We start from the raw sequence: 13,502 nt of genomic DNA on the forward strand, positions 1-13,502 counted from the left end.
CGGCCATACCGAGAAGTCTGCGCGCGGCCGGTAGGCGACGCACTCGACGAAGCGGAGTGCGCAGACGGTGTCCGGTCACCGCTTCGTCAGGTGCGCCTCACATCCCGGCAGTCCGCCTCAGAAGTCGAAGCCCCAGGAGGCCGGGTTGAAGACGACGCGGTACCAGACGTTGGTCGGTTCATCGAACGTGCACGGCACGATCACGACTCCCGACGTCTGTTCGAGAGCCGCGGCCTTCCCGCAGAAGTACTCCGCGCCTTCACCGGACGTCTCGGCCCGGTAGACGGGGCCGACGTGCCAGGGTTCCGCACTCGCGGTTCCGGCACCGACGGTGGCTCCGAGGACGAGGGGTGCGGACAATATCCCGACCAATGCTGCGGAACGCCGAGCGGACTTCTTCTGCACGAGATCTCCTTCGTAGGCGACGACACGACAGTTCTGTGTGATTAGTTCGCACAAGAACCGTCGGACGTTACCGGGGAGCCGACGCCCGCTCCTCGAACACCTGACCCGACCCGCTCTGCTCGGCAAGTTCACGCGCGCTGTTCAGCGCTTCCTGGGCCGCCGCCTTCACCGCCGCCTTCACCGCGGCGGAATCGTCGACGGTCGCAGGCGCTTCGACAACATCCGGGGTCCCGACAACATCCGGCGTCTCGACAACATCCGGCGTCTCGACAACATCCGGCGTCTCGGCGAGGTCAGGAGTTTCGACAGGCTCAGGAATTTCAATGGCAGGTGCAGGTGCAGGCGTGGTGTGGGGTACCTCGACGGGCGCTGTGCCGCCCTTTTTCAGATACTGTCCGCACACGGGCCATGCGCCGGGGCCCTGGGTCTTCAGGACGTTCTCGGCGACCCGGATCTGCTCGGCCTGGCTGGCTTCCGAGGCCACTCCCGTTCCACCGTTGGCTTTCCAGGTTTCCGGTGTGAACTGCAGTCCGCCGTAGAACCCGTTTCCGGTGTCGGTGGTCCAGTCGCCGCCGCTTTCGCACTCGGCGACTTCTTCCCAGTCGTGCGGGGCGCCTCCGGCGGTTCCGGCGCCCAGCCCGAGCAGAACGGTGACGACCGCGCCGATCAGGGCGATCCAGCCGAGGGTGTGTTTCTCCATGTTGCGAGTGGTCATGCTGGCTCAATCCTCTCCGCGCGTGCGGACGCGGCGCGCCGGCGACAACGCCTCGGTTGTCGGCCGTCCCTTTCGGTGCCTCGTCCCGCGCCTCGAAGGTGTCGGGATTACGAACCCGCGTCGGCAGATCTGCAGCGGCGGGCCCCCGAACGTGGCCTCCTCCCGAAATTCACACGGCATGAACAAGGTACGGATGTTCGACTATTGAGAAACGCGAGTGAAAATTGTGCTGTTCTGAGGTTTCGTTACCGTTTCGACGTCATGTCGTGACAAGTCCGTAATACGTCTGACGGGTAGCCGAATGCCCCAGCGGCTCACCCGTTCCCGCTCTGCGGCGTGGTCTCGATTTCGACACGGCCCGGTGCGACGAGCCCGCCGCGGCCCGTAGTCGTGGCAGCACCCTGTCCGGACGGCCCATCCCGACGAGATGAACAGCCCTCGCATGCAAGGTATCTCGGAATCACCAACCGAGACGGCGACAGATCAGGGAAGCACACCCTGTCGCAGGACGTCCACGACAGCTTCCTACCTTCTGCGCACCTCCTACTTGCCCACGGGATTGCGCATGTACGACTTGACGGGCTCGACGCTCGGCGACAGCCGGTCGGCGAATCGCGGGGTCTCGACGTGTCGTTCACCGGCACTCTCATATTCGGCGTACCCACCTCGGAGGGTAGCGGCACCGGAGTGATGTTCCATAACGTCATCTTGGGCGGGTATCGCCCGTCAGAGCACCTTCACCACATCTCGGAGGTTCCAGTGTCCGGACCGACCCTCTCGCCCGCGAACCACACACCGCTCAGTCCGCTGCGCTTCCTGGAGCGCTCGGCGACGGTGTTCCCGGATCGGGTCGCCGTCATTCACGGCGACCGCCGCTACAGCTATCGCGAGTTCGGCGACGAGGTCGAGAGACTCGCCCGGGTCCTGCGGAGCCGGATCGAGCCCGGCGACCGCGTTGCGTTCCTGTGCCCGAACACCCCCGAGATGCTGTTCGCCCACTTCGCGGTGCCCCTCGCAGGTGGCATCTTCATCGCGCTGAACTGGCGGCTGGCGGGCCGTGAACTGGAGTACATCCTCGAGCACTCCGGGACGAGCCTGCTGTTCGTTGACTCCGAACTCGTGGGATCCGTCGCGACCGCCCGCGACGCCGTCCCGAGCCTGCGCGAGGTAATCGAGATTCCCGACTCAACGATCGCGCGGCCGGTAGTCCCGGAGGGGATCGCGACCGGGATGTACGCCGACTTCCTCGCGGCCGCACACGCCGTGGACGACATCCCGCTGCACTGGGGTGTCGATGACGAACAGCAGGTGATCGCGATCAATTACACGTCCGGAACCACCGGGAAACCGAAGGGCGTGATGTACACGCACCGCGGCGCCTATCTCAATTCCCTCGGCGAAACGTTCCACAACGGCTTCACCGGGTCCACCAAATACCTGTGGACGCTGCCGATGTTCCACTGCAACGGCTGGTGCACCCCGTGGGCGGTCACGCAGGCCGCCGGCACGCACATCTGCCTGCGCGCGGTGCGTGCCGACGCGATCTGGGACGCCATCGACACCCTCGGGGTCACTCACCTGTGCGGCGCTCCCGCCGTGTGCTCCACAATTGCCGAAGCGCCCCAGGCACATCCGGTCGACGCCCTGCGGATCACCACCGCCGCGGCGCCGCCGTCACCGACGGTGATCGCCCAGTTGGAGGCGATCGGCGTCACGGTCGTCCATGTGTACGGGCTGACCGAGGTCTACGGGCCGTACACGATTTGCGAGTACCAGGAGTCGTGGAGCGAGCGCACCGCCGAGGAACGCGCGTCCCTGCTGTCCCGGCAGGGCGTGGGCATGGTGCAGGCAGAGAACGCCCGCGTCGTCGACGCGCAGATGAACGACGTCCCCGCCGACGGCGAGACCATGGGCGAGATCGTGCTGCGCGGCAACAACGTCATGCTCGGCTACTACCGCAACCCGGAGGCCACGGCGGAAGCCTTCGCGGGCGGCTGGTTCCACACGGGCGATCTCGGCGTCTTGCACCCGGACGGCTACATCCAGCTCAAGGACCGCGCGAAGGACATCGTCATCTCCGGCGGCGAGAACATCTCGACCATCGAGGTGGAGCAGGCATTGATAACGCATCCCGCCGTACTCGACGTCGCGGTCATCGGTGTCCCACATCCCAAGTGGGGCGAGCGACCCAAGGCATTCGTCGTTGTGAGGAAGGGGGCCACGGTCACGGCTGAGGAACTCGTCGAGCACACCCGTGGGCGTATCGCGAAGTTCAAGGTGCCCGATGAGATCGTCTTTCCCCTCGAACTCCCCCGCACCCCGACCGGGAAGGTCCTCAAATTCGAACTTCGAAACTCGAATTGACTGTCTCGCAGGAAGCGCGTGGGCGCGAAAACGGAGAACAAAACCTTCCAGTCGGATTTTTTATGTGGCATCGTAACGATCCATGGGGGAACCAGGAGTCGACGCGATCGCCATCTACCACGCAGCGGGCCACCGGGTCACACCGACGGTGGCGCTCGACAACAGCGTCGAACCCGGCATGCGACAACCCCTGCTGCGAAGGTTGGCGGGGCGCGGATGGCGGGATCCCAGCCCAGTCTTCGACGGCGTCGACGGCGTGACCTCGGCGGTGCTGTCGTTGCGTTCGGTCGACGGGCGCACCCTGTTGATCGAGGACGACACGGACGTCCTCTTCGAGGGCGTGGTCGAGCCCCCGCACGGGTGGATCGACCACGTTCGAGCCCTCGGCGCGGTCGGCGTGATCGCCGGAGCGGGCATCACCTCGACGCCCGGCTGGGAACGGCAACTCCCCCGGTTGGCCCGCGAGAGCGAACTGCTCGGTTCCGTCGCCACGGTCACCCTCACGAACGCCTTCGGCAGGGAAGACTTCAACGCCTTTGCATAGGAGGTGATCTCGGCATTGCGGCCGGCACTGCCTCCCGGGGCGCTGGACGATGCGGGCTTCGCGCTCGAGGACGACCGGCCCCACCGCGCGGTCATCGAGGTCGTGGCAAGTGCGGCGAGACACCAGGTGGTCGTCCCCGCACGAATCTTCGACATGCTCCACCGCCGCGCCACAGACCGCACATCGTTCGGGTGGAGGGACTCCCGAACACTGAAGCGGCTCCTGCGAAAGGTTCGCACCGCCGAACGCGCACCGTCCGCTGAACTCTGAAGGACGCTCGCTCGATACGACGAGACCTGCCCCGGGCCGCGGGCGCCGATGGACGCGACCGAGCTGGGTTCGCGCACGTGTATGACGGCCGGTGCGGCGCTGTGCAAAACTCGGAGGGGTACGCACGAACGTGCTGCGCCGGACCATTGTGATGCGGAGGGCGTCATGTCCCGATCGGTTCCCGGAGGTGCTTCGGACGACGCGGAGCACGCGGCGTACGCGCGTGTGCGCGCCGGTCAGGTGAGTGCGGTTCAGGCCGCCCTCGAGGATCACCTGGGACGCCTGGACTGGTCGAGAGATCAGATCGAGCGCTACCGAACCGACCGGCTGCGGGCCCTCCTCGCGCACGCACGCGAGCGGTCACCATTTCACGCCCGGAGACTTCGTGATCTCGATCCGTCCTCGGCCTCGCTCACCGACCTGGCAACGCTGCCGATGATGACGAAGCGGGACGCTCAGGACGAGTGGGATGCGATCGTCACGGTGCGCGACCTCGATCGCGAACGTGCCGAACGGATTCTGGCCGAGCAGCAATGGTTTTCGTACACGTCGGGCGACGAGCAGATCTTCAGCTCGGGTGGGTCCAGTGGTGTCCGGGGCGTCTACGTCTGGGATTGGCAGTTCTACGTTTCGGCGGCGTGCCTCGCCTGGCGGGTACAGGCGCGCGAGGAACGGCGGGCGTCGTCGGTGCGGTCTCCCGCGCGGCTGGCGGTGCTGGCGGCCGGTGTCCCCCCGCATGCGAGCACACCACTGTTCGATGTGCCGACCGCACCGGGAATGGAGACCGTCGTGATCCCGGCGGGCGCACCGTTCGACGAGATCGTCGCCGCGGTGGCCGCTGCCCGGCCCACGCATCTGGTGGGCTACGCGACGGTCGTCGGGCGACTTGCCCGAGCCGCGGTGGCGGGTGATCTGGAGATCAGTCCTGTGCGCGTGAGCACAAACTCCGAACCCCTGCTGGAGGAGGACCGGCAAGCCATCCGCGACGCCTGGTCGGTGCCGATCCACAACCTCTGGGGGTCGACCGAGATCGGCGTTCAAGCCGTGGGTTGCGGATACGGCGAGGGCCTGCACGTGTGCGAGGACGAGGTTGTGCTCGAGCGTGTCGATGACAGTGGTGCTCCGGTCGCAGCCGATGTGCCTGCGGCGCGAACCCTCGCGACGGGTCTGGCCAACCGCACGTTTCCCTTCATCCGGTACGACCTCGGAGACCAGGTCACATTGCTGCCCGGTAGGTGCGCGTGCGGAAGCGCGTTCGCGCGCGTCGCCGACATCGGTGGGCGGCGCGACGACGATTTCCGGTACGGAACCACGATCGTGCCCGCAAGCACTTTTCGCTACGTCCTCGGTGCAGATCCGCGGATTTCCGAGTACCAGGTCCGACAGACCGTCGACGGAGCGGAGATCTTCGCGGTCGGCGAACCCGACGTCGCCGCCCTGACGTCGGCTGTCACGGCGGCATTGCGCCGGCAAGGTGTGGCCGATCCGCAGGTCCGGATCGAAGTGGTCGACCATCTGCAGCGTCATCTCGCGAGCGGGAAACTGCAGCGGTTCATCGCACTGCGATAGTCCGCAAATGCCTCGCGGAAGGCAAGGGGTCGACGATCTGCACCCCAGGGTGTCTGTCGTCACGGCCACTCGGGTCCGACGATGGTGGTACACGATCACCCAGTCGAGGAGCAACGATGACGGACACGGATTTCGGGGCGGTCACCGAAAACGCTGCGGGCGCATTACCTGCCGCCACAGATCTGAATCGCGTTCACGCCGAGATCGCTCGCCTCGACGCGGAGATCCTGGACGCGGTCAATCGCCGTCTCGCTCTCGCGCAGCTCGCGGCTCGAACCCGGGTCGAGTCCGGAGCGCCGATGGTCGCGCTCGGCGGCGAAACGGACGTGATCCGCCGCTATCAGGACGAGCTGGGCCCCCGCGGCTCGCTGCTGGCCCTGGAATTGCTCCGGCTGGCGAGGCCACCCTTCTCGTCGACGTACCGAACTCGGTAGCCCCACCCATTCTCACCTCGGTCGATACCGAGCACGAGAGCAGTGCCCAGCAGTCGTCGTGACGCTGGGCACTGTTCGCCTGTCCAGCGCAATCCGGGTGCGCCGGATCCGGCCGCGTCACCGCAAGCGCCCCCACCCGATGTCGGCGGCATCACCACACCGGACCCGCCGACGGCGGATGCGACCGCGGCTGTCGAGCTGAAGGCGGCACTCGAACAGCTCCGCGACGCCCAGCGACGGGGCGACTTCAGTGCGTTCGGTGCCCCCCTCGACCGCCTCCAGCACGCGGTCGATGCCTACCTCACCTCCGGGGATGACGGTCACCGCCCCGGCCCATGAGAAGCAGTTCAGGCGTTCACCTCACGCAATTCGGTGGTCGGTCCTTGTTCGCCGGCGGTGCCGTCGTCGCCGTTGTCCGACTGCGCCGTGCGCCCACCGCGAGCAATGAGGCGATCGAGCGAGAGAGCGCCGGCGCCGAGGAAGATCATCAGGAACAGGGCCCAGCAGAAGATGGCGGAGAGCTCACCGTTGTTCTGGATGGGGAGGACGCCGTCCGGCTGATGACTCCAGAAGTAGGCGTACGCCATCGAACCCGAGGCAATGAACGCGGCGAAGCGCGTCCCCAGGCCGAGGAACAACGCGGCGCCACAGACGAGTTGGATGACTGCGCCCCACCAACTCGGCCAGGCGCCTACCGCTGCGGTGTGCCCTCCATGAGGTGCAGTCGGCCACGCGAACAAGGTCGACGTGCCGTGGCAGAAGAACAGGAAGCCGATAACCACACGAAAAGCCGCGATGGCGTAGTCGACGCTGGGGCCGTGAAGGCGTGAAATGCTCTTAGTTGTCACATCGCAGAAGATAAGGCATGCCTGCCCTAATCTCTGCGCTACCGCGTGTATGGGACACAGTCACGTGGGAAAACTGACCTAATTGTGGCGAGCATCACATTCATCGTCGTGCGGTCCCGGGATTCACTCACCGCATTCGGTCACCGGCCGAGCCAGTTCGGGTGCATCGTGAAGTCCATGCGTGATTTCCGATTCTCGTTCAACATCTTCGGCTTCGAATCCCGCGACGCCCTTCTCGACCGATGTCGACTCGGCGAGAGCGCCGGCTACGACACGGTGTTCGCCGCGGACCATCTCGGCGCCCCGGCCCCCTTTCCGCTGATGGTGGCCGTCGCCGACGCCACCTGCTTACGTGTCGGAACGCTGGTGCTCAACGCACCGTTCTGGAATGCCGCCCTACTCGCCCGCGAGATCGCGACGACGGACGTCCTCACCGACGGAAGGCTCGACATCGGACTCGGTGCCGGACACATGAAGTGGGAGTTCGACGCTGCGGGTATCGAATGGAAAGCCCTCGGCGGACGGGTCGCACAGTTGTCCGAGATGGTCGATGACCTACGCACCTTCTTCACCGGGGATCTCGACGAACTACCCGAGGGCCGCGCCCTGCCACGACCGTTGCAGCGGCGCGGATTCGGCGGCTCGGGCCCGCCGCTGATCATCGGCGGCACCGGCGACCGGGTGCTGCGGATCGCAGCGGCCCACGCAGACATCGTCGGCGTCGCGGGGGCATTTCAGATCCCGGGCCGACCGCCGGGCACCTTTCGCCTCGCCACCGCGGACGAGACCGCCGAACGAATTCGCTTCGTACGGACACACGCCGGAGCGAGAGCCGAAGACATCGAGTGGCATCTACTGGTCCAGATGGTCGTCGAGACGGACGACCGCCGGGCCGCGGCCATTGAGATCGCGGACCGGCTCGGTGGGACGATGACGGTCGACGACGTCCTCGACACCCCGTATGTCCTCGTGGGAACCGTGGAGGAGATGGCCGAGCAACTCCGACGCCATCGGGAGCGCTACGGTTTCTCGTACATCACCGTCCACGAACCGTATCTGGAGCTGTTGGCGCCCGTGATCCGTCAACTCCGCGAACAGAGTTGACGGACAACGACTCACGGTGTGTTGATGTATTCCTGGATGGCCTGCTGCGCCCGGGGGTTGCCCTGTCCGATACCGACGATCGCGCCGGTGATCGCCCCGATCGGTGTGCCGATGATGCAACCGGCGAGACTGCCGGGGAACATCGAGATACATCCGACGCCGAGACCCATGAGCGCGCCGATCGCCGTCCCGGCCGCTCCCCCGTTGGCCCAGCCGACGCCGAGCTCGTTGAGCATGTTCTCGAGCGCCTTCTGCTTGTCGACCTCGTGCCTGCCGGGGATCGCCAGTGCAGGCGTTCCCGTGTTCGGTAGGACTGGGTCGGCGTGGGCCGTACCCGCCCCGAGTGTCACCGTCGCTACGACGAGGACCGACGCTGCCGATTTCTTGATCAAGTTCATCGCGATCCCACCCTGCTGAAGAAGGAAAAACCGGTTCCGACTGTAACCTGCGGCTGCATCATCGGTGGCGAAACCGCGGCATCGGAAGACTACCTCGGCGATCGCCCGCCCGCAGGGGTGCCGACGAACGGCGCACGATGGCATCCGGCCCCCAATCAGGGCAGCGATTCGGGCAAACCGAAGGGGTCGAAATGCTCCGGCCCGAGGAACGAGGTCAGGTCCGCGATCTTGGTGCCGCGCAGGGTCAGCACGGTGATCGACCAGCGCAGGTGGGTGCCGGCGTCTTCGTCCCACAGGTAGAAGGCGACGGCGGGCTGAGCGTTCGCACAGACCGGGAGGTGACGCCACGAACCGCACCCCGTGAGCGGGACCCGGACCGCGAAATCGGTGACCGCGTCGAGACCGCGGTACCAGTGCGCCATCGGCGGCATCGACCAGGTGACATCCTCCGTCAGCAGGGCAACGAGGGCGTCGGCGTCACCGCGTTCCAATGCGGTGGAGTACCCGGCGACGATGGCACGCAGACGCGTGTCGTCGATCTCTCGCAAAGTTTGCGCCTGCGTCACCGGCGGAATCTTCTCGGCGACGATCGCCCGTGCCCGCTGCAGCGCGCTGTTGACCGACGCCCTCGACGTGTCCATGGTGTCGGCGATCTCGGCGGCGGAGAAGCCCAAGACTTCGAAGAGCAGCAGGGCCGCCCGCTGATTGCCCGGCAGATGTTGCAGTGCCGCAACGAATGCCAATTCGACAGCCTCGCGTTGCTCGTAGCGTGCGGCCGGCCCCGCCGAACCGGCGGTCAGACCCGCGTCGGCGTAGGGCCCCAGCCACGCCACGTCCGTGAGCGGGACGTCCCCGATGACAGCACGATCACTGGACGGACCCAGGTCGACGGGTAGCGCCCGCCTACCGCGCGATTCGACAGCGTCCAGGCATGTGCGCGTCGCGACGGTATACAGCCAGGAGCGCAGCGTGCTCCGACCTTCGAACCGCGCAAAACCCCGCCACGCCCGCAGCAGGGCATCCTGCAGTGCGTCGTCGGCGTCGTGACTGGAGCCGAGCATGCGGTAGCAGTGGGCGTGCAGTTCGCGGCGCAACGGTCCGACGAGGCGGGTGAACGCGGCATCGTCTCCGTCGCGCGCCCTGGCCAGGTCGGCATCCTCGGCGTCTGCCGCGCCGGGTGTTCGTGCGGACATGTCGGTCACAAGGGACGATTCTGCCCGACCGCCGGCGGCCGCACCGGCGACCGACGAGACCTGCCCGCGGTAGACGGGCCCCCGCGGTCGATCTCGAGCATCGGACCGTGGCACAGCGCACCGCATCACCTGGTGGTGGTCGGAGCCGGTGTGGGCGCCAGCGACATCCCGGCGTAGACCTCGTCGAGAACGGTGGGGAGCATAGCGTTCGCCGTGGTCTTGCCCTCGGGTGACAGGGTCAGATTCGTCCAGATCACCAGCGTGACGTCGTTGTCCGGGTCGTAGCCGATGAACGAGTTGAAACCCGGCAGCTCACCGCCGTGGTAATACATCGACGCATTCGGCCCGAAACGCTGATAGCTGATGCCGTACCCGTATTGCTGCCCGTCGGGTGCGCTCGGATCCTCGGGTTGCAGGCTGTGGAGCCATTGCTGCTGGTACTCGGGATTCAGGACATTGCCCGACACCAGGGCCCGGATCCACGTGGCCAGGTCGTCTGCCGTGGAGATGGCGCCACCGGCAGCGGTGGCGTAGGAGGAATTCTGGTTGGTGTAATCGAGGGGTTGGAGCGTTCCCGCGCGTGCGGCGGCCTGCATGTCGGCGGGATACTCCTCGTCGATCATCGCGTAGGACGATTCGCCGTACATGTAGCCGTGCGAATAGCGATCCGGGATGGTCGCGGCATCGTCGGCGGCGGGAAGCGAGGTTTGCTGCAACCCGAGGGGCCCGAACAATCGATCCCGGAATTGCTCGGCCAATGGGCGCGCGCCGGCCTTCTCGGCGATCAGACCCAGCAACGCGAAATTCGTATTGCTGTACTCGTAGGAGGTGCCCGGCGGGAATTCCGGCGGGTGCCGGAACGCGATATCCAAGACCTCTTGCGGCGTCCAGGCCTTCGCCGGGTCGGTATCCAGAGTGGCCGCGAACTCGGGCGAGTTCGTGTAGTTGTACAGCCCACTGCGCATCGTCAACAGCTCTGCGACGGTGATGTTCTCGCCGTTGGGCACATCCGAAACGTAGGTGGACACCGGGTCGCTGAACTCGAGCTTCCCGTCCTGGGCGAGGAGCACGGTCAGCGCCGCAGTCATGGTCTTGGTGTTCGACGCGATCCGGAAATGGGTGTGTTCGTCGGGCGGCGTCTGCGCGCCCAGTTCGGTCGTACCGACCACGGCGTCGACGTTCCCCTGGGGGGTGCGGAGCTGCACCACCGCGCCGGGTACGAGCAGCTCCTCGGCCGCCGCGTTCACAGCGTCCTGGAATGCGGCCGGGTCGATGGGTTTCAGCGCCGACCCCGTTGGTGCGGCGGCGGTCGTCGAGGCGGGCACTGCACCGTTCGACGTCTGCGAGGTCGTCGGATCGGAAGTGGTCGAGCAGCCCGCGATCGCGACGGCAACGCCCACCGCGAGCGCAGCGGCGCGGGTGGTATTCAGTGTGCGGCACCGGCGCCCTCCGACCGTCCGGCTCGCCACGTTCCCCACCGGAAAATTCCTCATCGTCGGCATCACCGCCTCTGCGGCAGAGTCCGATACCGCGCCGATGAGCGGTACCAGCTGGGCAGATCTCCTTGTGCATCCTAACCCCGATGCCCGCCCGCTCCTTCGACTTCACCGGAACAATCTCCCGCGGAGAAAACATACTTCTCCACCTTCACGATGGGCCCCGAGGAGACAGGATGCGGGCACCGCACTGACAGCCGATCACCGGTTCACCTCCTCAGACACCGCTCATCATCACCCGCAACAACCCGCACAGACGAACGCGGCGCCGGAGATCCGCCGCACCTGCAGCGCCCACTAAATCCGCTCCCGTTTCAAGAATGGTCGCGAGGGTAATTGCGGTGTATGGGCGCACGAGTGAGGACAAGCGGCCGGAGCACACCGGCCAGGCCTGACCGTGGAGGCACTTCCTCTCACAGCAAGACCACGGACAACGACAAGCCGATGGCCACCGCCACGGCGGCGACAAGTCGATCACATCAGACTTCGAAGAAGTCGACGCCGCCCGCCGGCGCAGCCTCGGGGCGGCTGCCACGAAGACGACCGTTGCCCCCCAGGCGACCGGCAGCCGAAAAATCACCCTCCACGTCACGCCACAGCGCCCCCGGGAGAAGGAAACCGGCACCCCGAACGGACCGCCCCGACGCCACGAAGCCGACGGCCCGGAAGCGTCCCCGAGACACCGGGTCCCACGTAACGGCGCGCCCTCGGTCCACCACGCCGACTCGTCAGCGCAGGCCTGACCCGATCTCGCAGGAGACCGAACGCGGACTGTTATCGCGGTCGGTCGAGGCGGTCATCGCTTGGCTTAAAGACCACGTTCACCGGCTCATGGACGCGATTCGAGAACGCGGCGACACGGTGACGCAGAATATTCGGCAGAAGTTCAGGGAATGGATGGACACGCTCGTCGATACGATCGCACAGAGCGACGCGGGGATCAACGCCGTAATTGCAGGCATTCGGGCCGCCCTGACCGGCAAGAATCCTGTGTGGGCCGCGATCAAAGCGCTCGTGTCCGGGTTGAGCGGCAAGGCCAAGGTCGCCCTGGTTCTCGTCCTGGTCCTCGGGGCCCTGCTCGCGCCGGTACTGCTCGTGGTCCTCCTGCTGGTGCTCGTTGTCGCGGCGCTGGTGGCGGCGGTGCGCGCCGCCGCCGAGTGAATTCCCCTAACCTTCTCCGTGAACAGGGTTGCTGCTGAGGAACATTCGATTTTCGGTGCCAATCCGCAATCTCGAGACAGTCGACGTGGATGCGTGGCCGCGGAAAGCTGCCCGAACCGGATTTTCTGGTGGTGGTTGAGTGTCCCGCAGCTGGGGTAGTCGACAAGCGGCGCCCCATACCGCGCAGGGTTTTGCGAGACATTGCCGAGGACGGTTCTGCCACACATTGCCGAAGTGGGCGAGCGGTGCGCCGGCGACTACTCGGTAAAGGGGTTCGACGATGAAAACCAAAGGTCAGGTGGCATTGGCCGTCGGCGCAGGATACATGCTGGGCCGTACACACCGAATGAAGATGGCACTGATGCTCGCGGCCGCGGGTGCGACCGGACGCTTCCCCGGCGGGCCACGCGATTTACTGGAACGCGGTACGAAGATGCTCGCGAGCTCCCCCGAGTTCGCCAAGATCAGCGACTCGGTGCGCGAAGAGCTGGTCAGCGCGGCGAAGGCCGCAGCGGTCACCGCCGCAAGCCAACGCATCAATTCGCTCAACAACCGCCTCCTGTCAAGCGGCGGAGAAGTCGTCGGCGACGTGGGCGACACCGTGGACGACACCGCGAGTGGTGTCGGCAATTCCGTAGGCAAGCTCAGCAGGCTCGGAAAACTCGGTCGCAAGCGACGCGGGCGGTCCGAGAACGAGGAGTACGACGAGTCCGAAGTCGAGGAAGAGCCGGACGAACAGTACGCCGATGAGGAAGACGAGTACGAAGAGCCCGACGAGGAAGACGCTGCCGACGAAGATACCGCCGACGAGGAACCCGCCCCACGCAAGCGGCCCGCCGCGCGTCGACGGACTTCCAGCAACGGTAGCTCCCGGCCGACCAGCAGATCGCGGAGCGCGAAGTCCGACGAGGATGACGAAGAGGCCCCTACCAGGGGCCGCAAGACACGGGCGAAAGCCACGACTAATTCTGCGCCCGTCCGGCGCGGCGGACGGTGAGCAC

General features: G+C 66.3%; 16 protein-coding genes. 9 read left to right on the plus strand and 7 right to left on the minus strand.

What is annotated here, in order from left to right; all coding sequences use genetic code 11:
- Positions 1-117 precede the first annotated feature (117 nt).
- The 3 genes from QM841_RS14590 to QM841_RS14600 form a co-directional block, all read right to left on the minus strand.
- A complete protein-coding gene (locus tag QM841_RS14590) occupies positions 118-405 on the minus strand; it encodes a hypothetical protein (protein ID WP_280784471.1) in 288 nt (95 codons plus the stop codon).
- 67 nt (positions 406-472) lie between these two features.
- Entirely contained in the window at positions 473-1,120 is a 648-nt protein-coding gene (locus tag QM841_RS14595; RefSeq protein ID WP_283332508.1) for a transglycosylase family protein, read from the minus strand.
- 543 nt (positions 1,121-1,663) lie between these two features.
- Positions 1,664-1,819: a hypothetical protein gene (locus QM841_RS14600; RefSeq protein ID WP_283332509.1), complete on the minus strand. Its 156-nt coding sequence runs from the start codon at positions 1,817-1,819 to the stop codon at positions 1,664-1,666.
- 60 nt (positions 1,820-1,879) lie between these two features.
- On the opposite strand from QM841_RS14600, the gene QM841_RS14605 reads away from it, so the two are divergent.
- From QM841_RS14605 to QM841_RS14630, 6 genes are all read left to right on the plus strand, one after another.
- Positions 1,880-3,484 carry an AMP-binding protein gene (locus QM841_RS14605; RefSeq protein WP_280784473.1) on the plus strand — a complete coding sequence of 535 codons (1,605 nt, stop codon included), beginning with the start codon at positions 1,880-1,882 and terminating at the stop codon, positions 3,482-3,484.
- 82 nt (positions 3,485-3,566) lie between these two features.
- Positions 3,567-4,028, plus strand: coding sequence for a hypothetical protein (locus tag QM841_RS14610; RefSeq protein ID WP_283332510.1), 462 nt, complete (start codon positions 3,567-3,569; stop codon positions 4,026-4,028).
- A gap of 3 nt (positions 4,029-4,031) precedes the next feature.
- On the plus strand, positions 4,032-4,298 hold the full coding sequence (locus tag QM841_RS14615) for a hypothetical protein (RefSeq protein WP_283332511.1): 267 nt from the start codon (positions 4,032-4,034) through the stop codon (positions 4,296-4,298).
- A 165-nt stretch (positions 4,299-4,463) separates the two neighbouring features.
- Positions 4,464-5,867: a phenylacetate--CoA ligase family protein gene (locus tag QM841_RS14620; protein ID WP_283332512.1), complete on the plus strand. Its 1,404-nt coding sequence runs from the start codon at positions 4,464-4,466 to the stop codon at positions 5,865-5,867.
- 116 nt (positions 5,868-5,983) lie between these two features.
- The gene (locus QM841_RS14625; protein WP_009472741.1) at positions 5,984-6,301 is read left to right on the plus strand and encodes a chorismate mutase; all 318 of its coding nucleotides are present in this window, start codon (positions 5,984-5,986) and stop codon (positions 6,299-6,301) included.
- A 42-nt stretch (positions 6,302-6,343) separates the two neighbouring features.
- Entirely contained in the window at positions 6,344-6,640 is a 297-nt protein-coding gene (locus QM841_RS14630) for a hypothetical protein (protein ID WP_283332513.1), read from the plus strand.
- Between the two features lie 8 nt (positions 6,641-6,648).
- Here QM841_RS14630 and QM841_RS14635 read toward each other — a convergent pair whose 3' ends face one another.
- Positions 6,649-7,149 carry a DoxX family protein gene (locus tag QM841_RS14635; protein ID WP_283332514.1) on the minus strand — a complete coding sequence of 167 codons (501 nt, stop codon included), beginning with the start codon at positions 7,147-7,149 and terminating at the stop codon, positions 6,649-6,651.
- A gap of 177 nt (positions 7,150-7,326) precedes the next feature.
- Here QM841_RS14635 and QM841_RS14640 point away from each other — a divergent pair, with 177 nt between their 5' ends.
- A complete protein-coding gene (locus tag QM841_RS14640) occupies positions 7,327-8,253 on the plus strand; it encodes an LLM class F420-dependent oxidoreductase (protein ID WP_283332554.1) in 927 nt (308 codons plus the stop codon).
- Between the two features lie 11 nt (positions 8,254-8,264).
- Here the strand turns inward: QM841_RS14640 and QM841_RS14645 are convergent, their stop codons facing one another.
- The 3 genes from QM841_RS14645 to QM841_RS14655 form a co-directional block, all read right to left on the minus strand.
- Positions 8,265-8,651 (minus strand): hypothetical protein, encoded by a 387-nt coding sequence (locus QM841_RS14645; RefSeq protein ID WP_283332515.1) that lies wholly within the window; start codon positions 8,649-8,651, stop codon positions 8,265-8,267.
- Between the two features lie 155 nt (positions 8,652-8,806).
- Positions 8,807-9,853, minus strand: coding sequence for a sigma-70 family RNA polymerase sigma factor (locus QM841_RS14650; protein ID WP_349307402.1), 1,047 nt, complete (start codon positions 9,851-9,853; stop codon positions 8,807-8,809).
- Positions 9,854-9,969: 116 nt separating this feature from the next.
- Positions 9,970-11,169 (minus strand): serine hydrolase domain-containing protein, encoded by a 1,200-nt coding sequence (locus QM841_RS14655; protein WP_283332555.1) that lies wholly within the window; start codon positions 11,167-11,169, stop codon positions 9,970-9,972.
- Positions 11,170-12,171: 1,002 nt separating this feature from the next.
- On the opposite strand from QM841_RS14655, the gene QM841_RS14660 reads away from it, so the two are divergent.
- Positions 12,172-12,501: a hypothetical protein gene (locus QM841_RS14660; RefSeq protein WP_280784479.1), complete on the plus strand. Its 330-nt coding sequence runs from the start codon at positions 12,172-12,174 to the stop codon at positions 12,499-12,501.
- Positions 12,502-12,781: 280 nt separating this feature from the next.
- The gene (locus QM841_RS14665) at positions 12,782-13,498 is read left to right on the plus strand and encodes a hypothetical protein (RefSeq protein WP_283332517.1); all 717 of its coding nucleotides are present in this window, start codon (positions 12,782-12,784) and stop codon (positions 13,496-13,498) included.
- Positions 13,499-13,502: the final 4 nt, after the last annotated feature.

This window comes from Rhodococcus sp. IEGM 1307, assembly GCF_030056915.1.
Classification (GTDB): Bacteria; Actinomycetota; Actinomycetes; order Mycobacteriales; family Mycobacteriaceae; genus Rhodococcus_F; species Rhodococcus_F opacus_D.

Coding starts and splice junctions, on each gene's coding strand:
- QM841_RS14595 (WP_283332508.1), bottom strand. CDS start 1,120: ATGACCACTCGCAACATGGAGAAACACACCCTCGGCTGGATCGCCCTG.
- QM841_RS14600 (WP_283332509.1), bottom strand. CDS start 1,819: ATGGAACATCACTCCGGTGCCGCTACCCTCCGAGGTGGGTACGCCGAA.
- QM841_RS14610 (WP_283332510.1), top strand. CDS start 3,567: ATGGGGGAACCAGGAGTCGACGCGATCGCCATCTACCACGCAGCGGGC.
- QM841_RS14620 (WP_283332512.1), top strand. CDS start 4,464: ATGTCCCGATCGGTTCCCGGAGGTGCTTCGGACGACGCGGAGCACGCG.
- QM841_RS14625 (WP_009472741.1), top strand. CDS start 5,984: ATGACGGACACGGATTTCGGGGCGGTCACCGAAAACGCTGCGGGCGCA.
- QM841_RS14640 (WP_283332554.1), top strand. CDS start 7,327: ATGCGTGATTTCCGATTCTCGTTCAACATCTTCGGCTTCGAATCCCGC.
- QM841_RS14645 (WP_283332515.1), bottom strand. CDS start 8,651: ATGAACTTGATCAAGAAATCGGCAGCGTCGGTCCTCGTCGTAGCGACG.
- QM841_RS14660 (WP_280784479.1), top strand. CDS start 12,172: ATGGACGCGATTCGAGAACGCGGCGACACGGTGACGCAGAATATTCGG.
- QM841_RS14665 (WP_283332517.1), top strand. CDS start 12,782: ATGAAAACCAAAGGTCAGGTGGCATTGGCCGTCGGCGCAGGATACATG.